The 16432-nt window shown below is 40.3% G+C and carries 11 protein-coding genes; 1 reads left to right on the top strand and 10 read right to left on the bottom strand.

Annotation, left to right across the window (positions count from 1 at the left end):
* Positions 1-110 precede the first annotated feature (110 nt).
* Positions 111-2243: a S8 family peptidase gene (locus AAEU28_RS07315; protein ID WP_421963539.1), complete on the top strand. Its 2133-nt coding sequence runs from the start codon at positions 111-113 to the stop codon at positions 2241-2243.
* A gap of 245 nt (positions 2244-2488) precedes the next feature.
* Here AAEU28_RS07315 and galU read toward each other — a convergent pair whose 3' ends face one another.
* From galU to AAEU28_RS07265, 10 genes are all read right to left on the bottom strand, one after another.
* Positions 2489-3364, bottom strand: a complete 876-nt coding sequence (gene galU / locus AAEU28_RS07310) for a UTP--glucose-1-phosphate uridylyltransferase GalU (protein WP_421963538.1) — start codon at positions 3362-3364, stop codon at positions 2489-2491.
* A 101-nt stretch (positions 3365-3465) separates the two neighbouring features.
* Positions 3466-4842 (bottom strand): MBL fold metallo-hydrolase RNA specificity domain-containing protein, encoded by a 1377-nt coding sequence (locus tag AAEU28_RS07305; RefSeq protein WP_421963860.1) that lies wholly within the window; start codon positions 4840-4842, stop codon positions 3466-3468.
* 445 nt (positions 4843-5287) lie between these two features.
* Positions 5288-6457 carry a nucleotide sugar dehydrogenase gene (locus AAEU28_RS07300; protein ID WP_421963537.1) on the bottom strand — a complete coding sequence of 390 codons (1170 nt, stop codon included), beginning with the start codon at positions 6455-6457 and terminating at the stop codon, positions 5288-5290.
* A 1027-nt stretch (positions 6458-7484) separates the two neighbouring features.
* Entirely contained in the window at positions 7485-9629 is a 2145-nt protein-coding gene (locus tag AAEU28_RS07295; protein WP_421963536.1) for a YjbH domain-containing protein, read from the bottom strand.
* Positions 9630-9837: 208 nt separating this feature from the next.
* A complete protein-coding gene (locus tag AAEU28_RS07290) occupies positions 9838-10185 on the bottom strand; it encodes a four helix bundle protein (protein ID WP_421963535.1) in 348 nt (115 codons plus the stop codon).
* A 166-nt stretch (positions 10186-10351) separates the two neighbouring features.
* Positions 10352-12310: a polysaccharide biosynthesis protein gene (locus tag AAEU28_RS07285; RefSeq protein ID WP_421963534.1), complete on the bottom strand. Its 1959-nt coding sequence runs from the start codon at positions 12308-12310 to the stop codon at positions 10352-10354.
* A 464-nt stretch (positions 12311-12774) separates the two neighbouring features.
* The gene (locus AAEU28_RS07280; RefSeq protein ID WP_421963533.1) at positions 12775-13329 is read right to left on the bottom strand and encodes a sugar transferase; all 555 of its coding nucleotides are present in this window, start codon (positions 13327-13329) and stop codon (positions 12775-12777) included.
* A 4-nt stretch (positions 13330-13333) separates the two neighbouring features.
* Positions 13334-14272, bottom strand: coding sequence for a UDP-glucose 4-epimerase family protein (locus AAEU28_RS07275; protein ID WP_421963532.1), 939 nt, complete (start codon positions 14270-14272; stop codon positions 13334-13336).
* Positions 14272-15021, bottom strand: a complete 750-nt coding sequence (locus tag AAEU28_RS07270) for a glycosyltransferase family 2 protein (RefSeq protein ID WP_421963531.1) — start codon at positions 15019-15021, stop codon at positions 14272-14274. The genes AAEU28_RS07275 and AAEU28_RS07270 overlap by 1 nt, the downstream gene beginning before the upstream one ends.
* Complete coding sequence (locus AAEU28_RS07265; RefSeq protein ID WP_421963530.1) at positions 15018-16430, bottom strand: phosphomannomutase; 1413 nt, start codon at positions 16428-16430, stop codon at positions 15018-15020. Before AAEU28_RS07265 ends, AAEU28_RS07270 begins: the two co-directional genes overlap by 4 nt.
* Between the last annotated feature and the right edge of the window lie 2 nt (positions 16431-16432).

Raw genomic sequence — 16432 nt, 5'->3', positions numbered from 1 at the left:
CATACACTAATAACCAAACTTCCCCTTTCAAAAAATTAACTTTTATTTTACTTTTCTTTCTCGCCGCAGTTTGGCGAAGAAAAACAACAAGTGACTATTGGGAAACTATTATGACAATAAAAACACCATTTAAATTAGGCGCACTTAGCCTAGCAATGGCCTCTGCGATGGTAGCAGGTTCAGTTTCAGCTTTACCTTTTCAAGACCAAGTAAACACACCTTCTGTTAACCAAACAGCGGCAAAACTAAAAAGCCAGTCAACGCTTGGCACTCAGTTCATCATCAAATATAAAGACAACATGCAACAGCAAATGATGATGTCAGCTGAATTCGGAGATCTTTCTCCAGCAATGATGAACCAACGTGCAAAATCTTTTGTTAAGAACTTTAAAAGTAAAAAAGCAAAAGTAACACCTCAGTATGTTCGTGCAATGGCGTTAAGCAACCACCACGTAATGCGTGTTAACAAAAAACTATCAGCGCTTGAAGCAAACGAATTAATGCAAGAAATTGCAGCATCTGGCAATGTTGAATACATCGAAATTGACCAAATGCTAAAACCAACTGCGACTCCAAATGATCCACAGTACTCTGATCAGTGGCACTATTTTGAAAATACAGCAGGCATTAACGCTCCAGCTGCATGGGATAGCGCAACCGGTGCTGGCGTTGTAGTTGCCGTACTTGATACAGGTTACCGCCCTCACGCAGATCTGAACGCTAACCTACTACCTGGTTATGACATGATCTCAAACACGCTCGTTGCTAATGACGGTGGTGGTCGTGATTCAGACGCGAGCGATCCAGGTGATGCGATTTCTGCAAACGAATGTGGATACACACACGGTGCACAAGGTTCAAGCTGGCACGGTACACACGTTGCGGGTACGGTTGCGGCTGTAGCAAACAATGGCGAAGGGGTTGTTGGTGTTGCTTATGACTCAAAAGTTGTGCCTGTACGTGTACTTGGTAAATGTGGTGGTTTAACGTCTGATATCGCTGACGGTATTATCTGGGCTGCAGGTGGCTCAGTGTCTGGCGTGCCTGCAAACCCTAACCCAGCTGACGTAATCAACATGAGTTTAGGTGGCAGCGGTGCGTGTAGTTCAACAACGCAAAATGCTATCAACCAAGCGCGTGCAAATGGTGCTGTGGTTGTTATTGCAGCAGGTAACGACAACGACAATTCAGCAAACTACAACCCAGGTAACTGTTCTGGCGTAGTGAACGTTGCTGCAGTAGGTCGTAACGGTGGTCGTGCTTACTACTCAAACTATGGTTCAAACATTGACGTTGCAGCACCAGGTGGCGCTCAAAGCTTTGCAAATGACCCTGAAGGTGTTTTATCTACTTACAACTCAGGTTCAACAACACCAAGCTCTGACAGCTATGCATATTCTCAAGGTACATCAATGGCAGCGCCTCATGTTGCAGGTGTAGCGGCACTAATCAAACAAGCTAAGCCTTCAGCGACGCCTGATGAGATTGAAACAATTCTTAAAAATACGACTAAGAGCTTCGGTGCGACTTGTAACAACTGTGGTACGGGTATTATCGATGCAGCTGCAGCAGTTGCTGAAGCATCAGGCGGTGTAGTTGAGCCACCAGTAGGCGACAAAGTACTTGCAGATGGCGAAGCTAAAACAGGCCTTAGCGGTTCACAAGGCGGCCAAGACTTCTACACAATGGAAGTACCAGCAAACACAAGCAAAGTAACATTTACTATGAGCGGTGGCACTGGTGATGCTGACCTTTATGTTAAAGCTGGTAGCAAGCCGACTACATCGTCATACGACTGTCGCCCTTATAAAGGCGGTAACAACGAAGTATGTACCATTGATAACCCAGCAGCTGGCACGTATCACGTCATGCTTCAAGGTTACTCTGCATACACAGGCGTAAGCTTACAAGGTGATTTAACTGCTGGTTCTGTAGGTCCTCAACCAGGTGGTATCACTGAAACGAACCTTTCTGCAAGCCGTGGCAATTGGGTTTACAAAACAGTTGAAATCCCTGCAGGTATGACAAGCTTCACAGTGACTATGTCTGGTGGTTCTGGTGATGCTGACCTATATGTTAGACAAGGTAGCCAACCAACCACTTCAACTTACGATTGTCGTCCGTACAAAAACGGTAATGCTGAAACTTGTACGTTCACAAACCCACAAGCAGGTACTTGGCACATTGGTTTACGTGCTTACAGCACTTTCTCTGGTGTGACACTAGACGCACAATATAAGTAATTTCTACCCTACTTATTAGGTCTCTTATAACAAAGCCGAGCTCAGCTCGGCTTTTTTGTGTTTGCATTTTTGTCGCCATAAATGGCGACCTACATAAGATTAAAACACTTCGGTAGCAGCGATTTTATATCACGGTCTGTTGATTGAGTGCTTCATTGCAGTTGTTAAATTTGCTCATTTCAACTTGCGCAAAAGTAACCTTGCTTCGCAACGTGTATTTTGCACGATAAATCGGCTTTACCGAATCAAAGGCTCTTCACAAACTTTGTGAACTCAGGACCTAACGCTTCGTCACGCATTGCATATTCAACAATGGCTTTTAGGTAACCCATTTTATCACCGCAATCGTGTACTCGACCGCTCATATGGAACGCTTCTACTGTCTCTTGCTCCATTAGCATATCGATGGCATCAGTTAGTTGAATTTCACCACCTGCGCCAATAGGTGTTTTCTTAAGGAGTGGCCAAATGTTTTTAGACAACACATAACGACCAACAACAGCTAGGTTTGAAGGTGCATCTTCAACTGCAGGCTTTTCGACCATGGTTTTGATAGGCGCACTTTCACCAGCACTTAGCTCAGCACCGTTGATATCAGCAATACCGTACTTGCTCACATCTTCTTGTGCTACAGGCTCAAGCATGATTTGGCTAGCACTTGACTCTTTGAAACGAGCAATCATAGCTGCTAAATTTTCAGAGCTTTGATCTGCCGTGTACTCATCTAGAATTACATCCGGTAGTACCACAACAAAATCATCTTCACCTACAATTGGGCGCGCGCACATAATTGCATGACCTAGGCCCTTAGCTTCACCTTGACGCACATGCATAATGGTCACATCAGCAGGGCAAATGCTGCGAACTTCATCTAAAAGCTTACGTTTTACACGCTTTTCTAATGTAGCTTCAAGTTCAAAACTTGTATCGAAGTGGTTCTCAATGGCATTTTTAGAAGAGTGTGTGACTAACACTATCTCTTTAATACCAGCAGCAACGCACTCTTTCACAATGTATTGAATAAGAGGCTTATCAACTAAAGGGAGCATTTCTTTAGGAATGGCTTTCGTCATAGGGAGCATGCGAGTACCTAGGCCCGCTACTGGGATAACTGCTTTCATAATTCGTCCAATTTATTATTTATCGCCATATTCTTTGGCATTTTTGTTATTTTAACGGGCTTTCGAGTCGAATAACAACCCGTAAAGTACTATTAAAAGCCTTACTCAGAAATATGTATTTCTGTTTTTGGTAATAAAGGCGCTAACTTATTCTTAAGTACTTGTTTTGCAGATTTATCACCATGTACAAGCTTGATCACGCTTGGCTGACTTTTCATCTTAGTGGCAAACCGAATTAGACCTGCTTGGTCGGCATGGGCAGAGTAACCGCTGATAGTGTGAATCGCAGCCTTAATATTTACACGCTGGTTATTAATAAACACATAACCCCCTCTAGTACCATATTTCTGGATGTCTCTCCCTAAAGTGCCTTTAGCTTGATAACCCACAAATAATACGTCTGCTGTAGAATTAGGTAAAAATGCTTCTAAGTAATTCACGATACGACCGCCATTACACATACCACCAGCAGCGATCACAATCGCAGGCTTATTTCGCGTTCTTAGATAATTCACCACTGCAACATGCTCTTTATGATCGCCTATTGTGACAACACTAGAAAAGTCCAAAGGGTGACGACCTTGTTTTACACGGCGCTTGGCTTCGGCATCCCACAGTTCTTTAAACTCCAAATAAAATTCAGTGAAATTGGCAGCCATGGGTGAGTCGATAATGACTTCGATACTCTGCCACACTGACTTTTTAGATGCGTTATGAATAATTTGTTCTAACTCATAGAGTAGCTCTTGAGTTCGACCAATGCTGAAAGCAGGTATAAGTACAACACCGTTATCGCTAACAGCTTTCTCAATCACTTGTTTTAGCTTTTCAGTACGCTGTTTTCTGCCATCATGGTTTTTATCACCATAAGTCGACTCAAGCACTAGCACATCGGCTTTATAAGGAGGTTTTGGCGAAGGTAAAAGAGGCGTGTAAGGCGCACCCAAGTCACCAGAAAAAACTATTCGCTTGGTTTTTTGGGATTGTTCATGACATTGCCCTACATCGATTTCAACATACGCAGAACCTAGTATGTGACCTGCACGCTGAAATCGTATTTTTGCCTCAGACTCGCAGCTTAAATTAACTTTATGCCATTGATTAAACTCTATAGGCACAATCAGTTTTTGTAACAAATTTAGACAAGTATTAATTAATGCTTGTTCTCGTGTCACGCCAACTTTCAGTGCATCTTCTATCACTAGCGGTAATAATTTGGCGGTTGCAGGGGTACAATAAATTGGCTTGGAAAAACCTGCGGCCAACAAATAAGGAATACGCCCAACATGATCAATATGACAATGGGTGATGATAAGCGCTGAGACGGTTTGTATATCAAATTCGATACTTAGAGATTGCCGTGATTCTCCTCCTTGAAACAAGCCGCAATCAATGAGCAAGCTAGATAGCTCGCTGATAACCAGCTCATGACAAGAACCGGTTACCCCTTGGTTTGCACCATGGTGTTTTATAATTATTTCGCCATCTCCATTTGGCATAATGCGCTCCTTTTTAAAACAAGAGCAACAATATCTGAGTTAAAGGCATGGGTAAAGTGAAGAAAGCGATGGTTGGTGGAGAAGTGAATTTAATAATGCCTCAAGAACCCGACATAAAGTACGTTGTGCTTTAGCGCAACAAGGCTTTTAAATTGATGCTATAAATTGAATTACCCGACATAAAGTCGGTGCTACCGAAACGTAAAACAACTTGCCGCCATGAACGATGATAAAACTACAGATTGAGTACTCCATTGCAACTGTTAAAGTTACTCATTTCACCTTGCGCAAAAATAACCTTGCTTCGCAACGTGTATTTTGCACGAAAATAAATACCTACATAATCACAAAACCAACCACTTTTAGAAGTGCATTGAGAAATACACTAACTTTATTCTTTCAGCTTCCAGCTTTTCGCTCATCTTCAATCACACCCAAAAATATCCCTTGTATACACTTTATGTTCAACATCTCTAAGCTCTTCGACCATTCGGTTTGATAAGATCACATCACTTTTTTGTTTTAGTTCTTCAAGTGAAGAAATAACTTTTGAATTGTAAAAACTATCTTCTTCTAAACTAGGCTCATAAATAATTACCTCTATGCCCTCTGCCTTTATGCGCTTCATTATTCCCTGTATAGCAGAAGCCCTAAAGTTATCAGAGCCTGTTTTCATAACGAGTCTATATATGCCAACGGTATTCGGTTTAAATTTTAAGACACTTTCAGCTACAAAGTCTTTGCGGGTGCGGTTTGCATCTACAATCGCCTTTATCATGTTGTTAGGAACTATTTCATAGTTTGCCAACAGCTGCTTAGTATCTTTAGGCAAACAATACCCACCATAACCAAATGAGGGGTTGTTATAATGGTCACCAATTCTGGGATCTAAGCCAACGCCTTCAATAATCTCCTTTGAGCATAATCCGAAAGACTCAGCATAACTATCAAGCTCATTGAAATAGGCAACTCGCATTGCAAGATAAGTATTTGAAAATAACTTAATCGCTTCCGCCTCAGTGGAAGGGAGAAGCAGCACTTTTACATCATCTTTTAATGCAGCTTGTTGTAGCAGTGATGCAAATTTTTCTGCTCGCTCGGACTTCTCACCAACAATGATCCGTGAAGGATACAGGTTATCGAAAAGCGCTCTGCCTTCTCTTAAAAACTCAGGTGAAAAAATTATATTTCCCCAACATTTTTCTGCCTTCATACGTTCAGTAAAACCCACAGGCACAGTAGATTTAATTATAACAATGGCATTTGGGTTTAAACATTTAACATCATCAATCACAGCTTCGACTGAAGCAGTATTAAAGAAGTTCGTTTCAGGGTCATAGTCTGTGGGTGTTGCAACAACGACATACTCTGCATCGGTCAAAGCCTGCAGTTTATTCGTTGTAGCTTCGAATTGAATTTCATTATTAAGCAAGACCTGTTCAATGTCTTTGTCTGAGAACGGTGCTATTCTTTGCTTGAGCTTTGCTACGCGTGTCTCGTCTATATCTAACGCTGTAACCTGATTATTTTTTGCAAGCAAAAGCGTATTAGATAGACCGACATAACCTGTGCCAACTACTGTTATTTTTGCCATACAAAGTCCTTGGACATTACATTTATAATTTAAGTATAGGAAATGTCATGATTTCATCTAGTTATATAAAAATAAAAATTTGTAGCTTTATAAAATGGAAATAAAACGCCTGTGGGGTGTGCTTTAACGCAACAAGGGTTTTATAACTCCCCTATAAATAGAATTACCCGACATAAAGTCGGTGCTACCGAATAAAATACTTTGGGCCATAAATAACTGCCTACCAATACAGATTGAGTACTCTATAGCAGCGACTAAAGTTGCTCATTTAACCTTGCGCTCAACGCTAGTCTTGCTGCGTGCACTATAAATGAAAAGTTCTGGATGCTGTGTTGTTTTACATCCATGTAGCTTCGCCCATCGGGTATCCATACCCTCACCTCCTCGTGCTGCGAAACTTCGTTTCGGTCTTAATAAGAGCTGAGTTGTAATACTTCCATGTAGCTTGAGAATATCTTGGCACTTTTTAAAACGGCTTAATTCACCTTGCGCAAAAATAACCTTGCTTCGCAACGTGTATTTTGCACGATTAGGCCTCACGCTCAACGCTAGTCTTGCTGCGCGCACTATAAATGGAAAGTTCTGGATGCAGTGTTGTTTTACATCCATGTAGCTTCGCCCATCGGGTATCCATACCCTCACCTCCTCGTGCTGCGAAACTTCGTTTCGGTCTTAATAAGAGCTGAGTTGTAATACTTCCATGTAGCTTGAGAATATCTTGGCACTTTTTAAAACGGCTTAATTCACCTTGCGCAAAAATAACCTTGCTTCGCAACGTGTATTTTGCACGATTAGGCCTCACGCTCAACGCTAGTCTTGCTGCGCGCACTCGCAAGCCTCAAGACGCGTTTCGCCCTTGTGCAAAAGTAACTTTGCTTCGCAACGTATATTTTGCACGATTGTAGGCGCTGACTTTATGTCACGCATAAAAAAGCGCGCTTCACCAAAAATGAACCGCGCCTTATTCTAGACTCGTAGACTAGCAAACTTTACGCTCGCTAACTTACAACTTATAACTTTTAAACACTTACTTATACGTCAAATAAGCTTCTCTTAATCTCGCTAAATTCGCATATACATAACTGCTAGAATTTCGGCCTTGATTCAAGAATGTGCGTTCCATGTTAATGCGCGTATACATTTTCGAAGCTTGACCTCTCACCAAGGCATTATGCGACTCACCAACACGCGTTGTTACCCCATGACGCCAAGCTTCATTGCCTTTAATTTGCCCATATGGCGTAACTGACATGTCTTTACGTGGGCTCAATGGAATACTGAACGCAATACCTACTTGTTGAGCAGCTGTATCAGCTGCGTAAATAGCAATATAGCTATCACCAAACCAGAAACGACTCTCTACTTTTACACCTTCATCAAGGGCCCAGAATTTACCCATACTGGCATGAAGCGTGATATCTTGCTCTGACCAATTATATTGATATTCAGCTAAATAATAATCACGAGAAGCATCATAATCTTGATACTCAAATTTAGCGATATTTGCACTTAGCTGATGGCGACCACCTGGGCTTATCCAAGTTGTTTCATTAATCACACCATAATATTCATGGTAGTTTCTGAACATACCCACTTGCGTCAGGTTATAAATATTAAACGGGAGTTCAAACGCTTGATAGAAAACGGCTTGATCAAGCCCGCCTTTTAAACGGCGCCCATTGAATGTATCGCCCTTCTCAAAATCTTCAGTATCCGCAACCACTTTTTGCATAGTCACATTTACACCAGCGCCTTTCCAAAGCGGTACTTCAACATCAGCACGAAGCGCCAATGAAAAATCATATACACCTAGCTCAGTTGCATAAGTTGCAGCCAGTGCAGGAGAGAAAGTAACCCGAGGTAGAAAGTATGGGCTTTGCTCTGCGGTATTGCCCACCCACATCATGCCAGATGGCGTTGCAACACTACCTTGGCGAACATCAAGATCTGGGCTTACACCTTCAGCTATAAACTGACGATAGTTATCAACAGAGCCTTGAATATTCAATAAACCAATATCGCTTTTCTCTAACTGAATTAAGAAGCGCGCATGCTCTTTGGTAATGAACTCACCGATTCGACCCATCACAAGACCCAATGCATCTAGGTCATTACGATTAAATACTCTGTTCTCGAACTTAACCACAACACTTGGCGTTTCGTTAAACCCAATACTGATATTTTCAAACCCATCTTCAATTAAAGCCAGTTTTAAACGGTGTACTTGGCTGCTCAAAGAAACGTTTTGTGTATTCTTAACCTGAGCGCTATCAGCTTCCGATTTGTCTACTTTAGTAATCTCTGTTTTTTTAAGCTCTGGCGCTCTTTCGTTAATAACGATTGACTTAGATAAGTCAGAAGGCTCTGAGTTTTTCGCTACAACAATAGCAGGCGCAGGTTTAATTTCTTTGTAGTTTTTACGTGCCTGGCTAGATAACGGCATAGTAAAGTTAACGCCATAATATGTGCTGTCATTTTCTGAATAGTCTGTATTACTATAAAAACGGCTAGTAAAAGTAAGTTCACCAATATCAAATAGCCACTCTTTCGGCACTGTTAAGCGCACAGCAGCGTTTACCGCTTCGGCATCATGCTCTACTTGCAATGCAAACCAATCAAGCGGCATCCACTCTACACCACCAAACGCGCCATTCATCATACCTGTTGCATGATCGCTTTTCGCAGCACCTAATGAAAACCTAAAGTCAGACCATTCTTTTGAAGCAACAGCAAAGTGAGTTCGATAGTTATTTGCAGCGCCACCAATATCTTTACTCCCTAAAGCAACACTAAGCCATTCTTTTGGAATAAATGGGATTTTATACTTAGCATTGAATGATAAATCACGGATTTGCTTTTGTTTTTCCACTTCATAATTAAAAAAGTTATCATGCATTGAGTTAGCAGCAATAAAACCACTTACTTCTAACCCATCAAACAATCCTGCAGAAAAAGCGAAATTATGACCATCCATATACTTAACCGCTTTATAATCAAGCATATTATTGTAGCTAAAATCAATATTACCGGATTCAAGCACTTCAGCGTTATTTGTATTTATTAAGCCAGTAAAGCCCGTAAAGTTACGGTATGTTTTAAGAGGCTCATCGGCAAAACTAGGCGCAGCAATAGCAACTAAGCCTGATGCGAGCAAAGGGAGTAGTTTAGACATAAATCCTAAGTCCAAGCGGTTATTATTTGTTCCAAAATTGTAAAAGCAATATAACACTGAAAGCGGAAAGCGGAAAGGACGAGTTGCGAGTTGCGAGTTGCGAGTTGCGAGTTGCGAGTTGCGAGTTGCGAGTTGCGAGTTGCGAGTTGCGAGTTGCGAGTTGCGAGTTGCGAGTTGCGAGTTGCGAGTTGCGAGTTGCGAGTTGCGATCAAATTGTACGTGAAATAGATTTCATGAGTCCACCTATCATTTTTGATAATTGCTCAGTTTCTGCAATCCAAGCATTTGCACAATCTTGAGATAATTCATTAATTTCTCTAGCAATATAGAGTTGAGTACGTAATTCACCGCAACTTCCTTTCGCATAAGATAAAAACTTAATGCAATCTTTAGCTGTAATTCTTTCATAACCTTCAGCAATATTAGAGGGAATAGATAAACTGGAACGTGTAATTTGATCTTTTAGTCCATATTCTTTAGATAACTTAAAAGCCTTATAAACTGAACAACTTAAAGCTAATGAGCGACGCCAAACTTCTAGATCTTCAAATCTCATATCAATCCCTGATAAAAACTACAACTTAATTTTAGTCAACCCGCAAACTTTGCTCTAGCTAACTCGCCAACTTGTATCTAGCTAACTCGCCAACTTGTATCTAGCTAACTCGCTAACTTGTAACTAGCTAACTAGCTAACTCGCTAACTTGTAACTAGCTAAATAATTACTTAAAACTAACAACTTTCCTATCTTCAACAATTTCTTGCTCAACACTTGTAGCTTTTGCATTCCAAACTAAATCACAAATTCCATCTGTTGGATTAAACCCTGTAGGTGCGTCTAACAATAGCTGGCGAATTTTTTCATGTTCAAAATTATGGCAAGCAATATCTAACGCTTCTAAAAAAACATTCAACTCAGCAAGTGGTAGCATTACCTCTTTAGCAGTCATAATGCGCTCATGAGTTGTGTTTTCGACGTTATCTCCAATCAATAACTCTTCATAAAGCTTTTCACCAGGTCGCAGACCTGTGCATTTAATCTCGATATCTCCATGAGGGTTAGATTCGGTTTTAACCTCAAGACCAGATAAATGCACCATCTTAGTAGCCAAATCTTTAATCTTTACAGATTCACCCATATCGAGAACAAAAACATCGCCACCTTTACCCATAGCCCCAGCTTGAATAACTAGCTGAGCGGCCTCAGGGATGGTCATAAAAAAACGAGTAATATCAGGATGAGTTAAAGTAATTGGCCCGCCTTCTTTTATCTGTCTTCTGAATAAAGGAACTACAGAACCTGAAGAACCTAATACATTGCCAAAACGCACCATACAGAAACGAGTTTTATGAACACCCTTTTCTTTGTTCTGAGCCAAGCCCTGCAAACAAAGTTCTGCCATGCGCTTAGTGGTACCCATTACATTAGTTGGGCGAACTGCTTTATCTGTACTCACCAAAACAAAAGTTTCAACTTTGGCATTAATTGCTGCTTTTGCTGAGTAATAAGTGCCAAATACATTATTGCGCACTCCTTCAACAACATTGTGCTCAACCAAAGGCACATGCTTATATGCCGCAGCGTGATAAACCGTTTGTACACCAAACGCAATCATACAGGTTTCTAAGCGATTAATGTGTTGTACAGAGCCCATGATAGGGATCAACTCAATATCTAACCCAAAAGAATTAATAGTTTCACTTAATTCTTTTTCAATTGAGTAAAGTGCAAATTCACTCAGCTCAAATAAAATGAGCTTTTTAGGTTTTTGCTTTATGATTTGACGACACAACTCAGAACCAATTGAACCGCCGGCACCTGTCACCATAACAGATTTAGCTTTGATATTTGCATCAAGTAAATCTTGCTTAGGTGAAACTGGATCTCGACCTAATAAATCTTCGATTTCAACATCTTTAATTTCATCAAGCGTGGCTCTGCCTTCAACTATATCTACCATGCCTGGAATAGTTAAGACTTCGAGCGGTAGGTTTTCTAGCTGCGCTAATATTTCTTTTCTTCTAGCCCTACTTTCACTTGGCATTGCTAGCAGAATTTTCTTAGCTTTTTTTCTCTCAATTAGACTAAAAATACCTTCAAACTGTATAACAGGTATACCTTGCAAAATAGCACCTTGTTTTGATTTGTCATCATCTAGAAAGGCACTAACAAAATATTCCTCCCCTACACCTATCGCCTGCGCTAGTTGCCTACCTGAAGAGCCCGCTCCATAAATAACAACTGGGGTTTTGTTGGCAGTAGCAATTCTACCTAGCATTGCTCTCACCATGATGCGTGAACCACCAACAGATAAAATTAATAACCAAGAATAGATGATAGGCATAGTACGAGGTATTGATACATGAGTAAAAAACGAACTCATTACCAAAACAACTGTACTAATTACAGCACCTATTACAATTGCGCCAACAACCTGCAGACCCACATACCGCAAAACTGCTCTATACAAGCCTAAATTGACAAAAACAAATAAGCTAGTAGGGAGTAAAATAGACAATAAAAGCCAATTACTTAATTCGAAAAACGGAGTGAAGCTATCTAAACGAACAACGAGTGCTAACCAAAAAGCACTAAAAATGAAAATAGAATCTATAAGAAGAGTAAAAAAACGCTTTTTTGAGCGAGAGGCATTACATAAAGCTCTAAACCAACTATCCACTGTATATCCCTGATAAATAAAACTCGGACTTATTAACTAGTCGAAGAAATTAAATATACACAAAAAATCAACAACTGTCATTTCAGAATTATTAAATAATCAACCTATTGTAGCCTTAGTAAATCCCCACCTTCCCCGTCTTTCCGAACTTGTCTCGGAATCCATTGCTTTTCAGACCCTGAAACAAGTTCTGGGTGACAACAACCCCGTCATTCCGAATTTGTTTCGAAATCTATGGTGTACTCATAGACCCTGAAACAAGATAATCTCGCCAACTTTAAACATAGCTAACTCGCAACTGCTAAAACCTGTAACTCTAGGCTTCAGCCCGTCAGCAACTAAAACCAGTCGCCATAAATGACGACCTACATTACAACAAAAACGCGCGGTGCAATTACCACATCACATTGCGCTTCTTAATATTTACTCGCTAACTTTTATCTCGCTAACTCGCAACTGATCGCTTACAGCTTCTTCACTCTATCTCCAGATCCCTTACCACCAACAGTCATGAATATGTATTTAAAGTAGTTACCAATATTCATCGTTTCTATCATTTCCCTATCAGTTTTAGCTAACAACTCTGGTGTTGACATGTCTATTTCATTCACTTGTGATAGCCCAGTAATTCCAGGGCGCACATCAAATACTTTTTGCTTATCTCGCGCAACAGTTAATTCTTCTTGATTGAACAAACCCGGTCTAGGCCCGACCAAGCTCATTTCACCTTTTAAAACATTCCAAAGCTGAGGTAACTCATCTAATTTAGTTTTACGTAAAAAGCCACCCAGAGGCGTTATTGAAGCAGTACTTGCTAAATGACTTGCAACAGACGCAGTTTCAACCTTCATTGTTCTGAACTTAACTAAAGTAAAAGGTTTTTTGTTACGACCCACTCTTTCTTGAGTAAATATGGGCGATCCAGTATCAAATAAACCAATGATGTAAATAATAACTAAAAATGGAAAAGCAAATAACAAACCAAATAAAGCTAAGAAGAAATCTAGTATGCGCAACATTAAGTTATTTATCCTTATAATTCTCATTAAAACAGCGAGCTATCCCTTCATCTAAAGATATTGGAGGTAGCCAGCCCAATGTTTTTTTAGTATGTTCAATATCGACAGTCAAGGAGTTAGTAAAACGCTCGATAACTGCTTTTCTTTTAAATATACTCCCTAAAAGTTTGAGGATATTAACAGGAATTGGTATCAACATGTTTGGTTTACCTTGAGCACTTAGCATCTTTACCAACAGCTGACTTGTCGACACATCCTCATCATCACTCACAAGAAAAGTCTCATTCTTAGCTTGTGGGTGGTCTATGCAAGTAACTATCAAATCCGTCAGATTATCAACTGAGACAAAGCTTCTCTTATTATTAATAGCACCCAGAGGCAAAGGTAAATTCCTACTTGTTAGTTTAACTAAACGCTCAAAGTTACCTGGCGCACCTTTGCCATAAACTAAAGGAGGCCTAATAATCACAACCTCCATACCCGTTTCTTTAGCTAGGCACCTAAGGTCTTGTTCTGCTTCTAATTTAGACAAGGCATAATCATCAACCGGCATCGGGTCATCACTAAACTTAAAAGGGCTTTCATTACAAACACCATTGACACCTATAGAGCTAATGTATATGAAGCGTTTTACTCCATTTTTTGCAGCTTGCTTTGCCAAATTTAAAGTCAGATCTCTATTCACCGCTCTAAACTGTTCTAGTGGCAAAGCAGCCTGTTCCTTGAGTATATGGGCTCTAGCAGCTAAATGAATCACACAATCAATACTACCCAATGCCGTTGAAAAGTCTGAACTAGCATCAATATTTTCATAAACATGAGTATATTCATGTATTTTTGATGGGCTTCTTAACAACAAATGTACTTGGTAGTTTAATTTTATTTTTTCAAATAGGTGCTTACCAATGAAGCCACTTGCCCCTGTCAAAAGTATATTTTTCATTACTTTTCTTTCTTAAAAAAGCTTAATAATTTAAATGGCAACTTCAGAGCAACCAGGACTAAATTAGTATAAAGATGATTTTCTCTGCAAGCTCTAACTATTTCTGAATTTTGATGAATTCTCCACTTTAGGCCCGAAGAGCTAATACCGCCCTCTCGCATAGAAACAAGTATTTTATCAATCCTCTGATACTTTATACCACGCAGAAAAAAACGAGCCATAAGCTCAAAATCAGCTGCTACGCGATAGTTCAACTTATAGTAGCCAAATTTATCAAACAGCTCTTTCCTAGCATAAAAAGTAGGGTGAGGAACCATAAAGCCAAATCTCATCTTCCATAATTTAAAACCTGACGATGAGTATATCCTTGAAAGCTGGTCTGAGCTTTCTTGTTTTACATATTTTAGATCGCCAAATACTGCATCCACATCTTCTGAAAAAGATTTAACCAGATGTTCGACACTTTTTTCACTAGAAAAAAAGTCATCAGAGTTTAAAATACCCACCACATCACCAGAAGCGACTTTAATACCCTTGTTCATGGCATCATATATGCCTTTATCAGGCTCACTGATGACCACGTCAATTTGCTCTTTTCTTTTTTCTAGGATATCTAAAGTACCGTCAGACGAAGCACCATCGATAACTATATATTCTATATTTGGGTAAGTTTGAGAAGCGACAGAATTAATTGTGTCTTCAATTGTTTTTGCGCTGTTATAGCAAACAGTAATAATACTTACCTTCATAATTTCAGACTCTGTATTTGAGAAAAAGCACCTAACATTAAGTTAATCGCTATCGATTCGACAGTTGACTCAACATAACATCTTAACTCCGGTGCATTACCAGAAGGTCTCAAGTGAACAACATCACCACATTCTGCCGTCAATCTTAAGCCATCTGTTTTACAAACAGACTTCACTTTACCTAACCCTAAGCTTTCTAAAAACTCATTCGGGTTTTCACTTAACTCAGCTATCAGCACCTTGCTCTTCTCTGTCGCAAAGTCTTTTAACCTATCACTCGCTGTAAAGCGTTGTGGTAAGTCTTTTAGCGAGCTTGCTATGCTGTCATCCATGGTTGCTACTATCAGCGCAGGCAATACCGCATCTCTTGTTGGCAGCGCTTTGAGAGGTTTACCATTAAATTCAAAATCACTCGCCAGTAAGTAACCACCATTCGCTTCAAAACCTGCTACACGCTGATAAGTTTTGCTTAACTCTGCAAAAGCCTCAATGACATAAGGTGAGCCTATTTTTGTTCTGGTTACGGTTTTAAAGCTACCAGACAGCTCAATGGCGGTATTACAGCTAACAGGGGTTGCGAGTGCTTCTATTGAGAGCGCTTGACTACAAAGCAGACCTAAAATATCACCCCTTAGCCACTCACCATCTTCACCAGCAACGAGTGGTCTATCGCCATCACCATCTGTTGAGAACAACATATCTAGGCGATATTCACTGACCCACTCTTTGGCTCTTTGTTTATCTTCATCTGATACAGCCTCAGTATCGATTGGGATAAATTCATCACTGCGACCTAGGCAAATAACCTCTGCGCCCAATTGCTCAAATAATGATTTATAAATATCTCTACCTGCACTCGAGTGCTCATAAATGCCCACTCGCTTACCTGCTAACGTCTCTTCGTTAAACAGGTGTGTATATCGAGTGGTATAAGCATTTTTTGCTTTATCACTTATCGGTAGACTGATGTCGACCAGATTCAAGTCAGCAAAATCAAAATCAGCACTCAGAATGGCTTGCTCATCTTGTTTGGTGATTTCACCATCAGGACGGTAGAACTTTAAGCCATTTCTATCAAATGGAATATGGCTGCCTGTAACCATAATACAAGGCATATTGTCTTGCATCGCTGTATAAGCAAGCGCCGGAGTAGGAACCACACCGTAATAAACAACGTCTATATTTAGTTGCTTTAAACCTGCTGCGCAGGCTTTGGCGATATCAAAACTGCTCGGGCGATTATCAATTGCAATGGCCATTGTATTAAATGCGAATTCACTTTTAATACTCTGAGCGAACGCAATTGAAAAGGCTGCACACACTTCTGGTGTAAAATCGGCAACAAGGCCTCTGGCACCACTAGTACCGAATGCAATACCACTTGTCTGAATGACTGATCTTGTATTCATAA

Source organism: Pseudoalteromonas sp. SS15, from assembly GCF_049257195.1.
Taxonomy (GTDB): Bacteria; Pseudomonadota; Gammaproteobacteria; order Enterobacterales; family Alteromonadaceae; genus Pseudoalteromonas.
Note: the sequence above shows the minus strand (reverse complement) of the source record. Positions and strands in the feature narration are given on the sequence as shown.

Coding starts and splice junctions, on each gene's coding strand:
- AAEU28_RS07315 (WP_421963539.1), top strand. CDS start 111: ATGACAATAAAAACACCATTTAAATTAGGCGCACTTAGCCTAGCAATG.
- AAEU28_RS07290 (WP_421963535.1), bottom strand. CDS start 10,185: ATGAGATTTGAAGATCTAGAAGTTTGGCGTCGCTCATTAGCTTTAAGT.
- AAEU28_RS07280 (WP_421963533.1), bottom strand. CDS start 13,329: ATGTTGCGCATACTAGATTTCTTCTTAGCTTTATTTGGTTTGTTATTT.
- AAEU28_RS07270 (WP_421963531.1), bottom strand. CDS start 15,021: ATGAAGGTAAGTATTATTACTGTTTGCTATAACAGCGCAAAAACAATT.
- AAEU28_RS07300 (WP_421963537.1), bottom strand. CDS start 6,457: ATGGCAAAAATAACAGTAGTTGGCACAGGTTATGTCGGTCTATCTAAT.
- AAEU28_RS07295 (WP_421963536.1), bottom strand. CDS start 9,629: ATGTCTAAACTACTCCCTTTGCTCGCATCAGGCTTAGTTGCTATTGCT.
- AAEU28_RS07275 (WP_421963532.1), bottom strand. CDS start 14,272: ATGAAAAATATACTTTTGACAGGGGCAAGTGGCTTCATTGGTAAGCAC.
- galU (WP_421963538.1), bottom strand. CDS start 3,364: ATGAAAGCAGTTATCCCAGTAGCGGGCCTAGGTACTCGCATGCTCCCT.
- AAEU28_RS07265 (WP_421963530.1), bottom strand. CDS start 16,430: ATGAATACAAGATCAGTCATTCAGACAAGTGGTATTGCATTCGGTACT.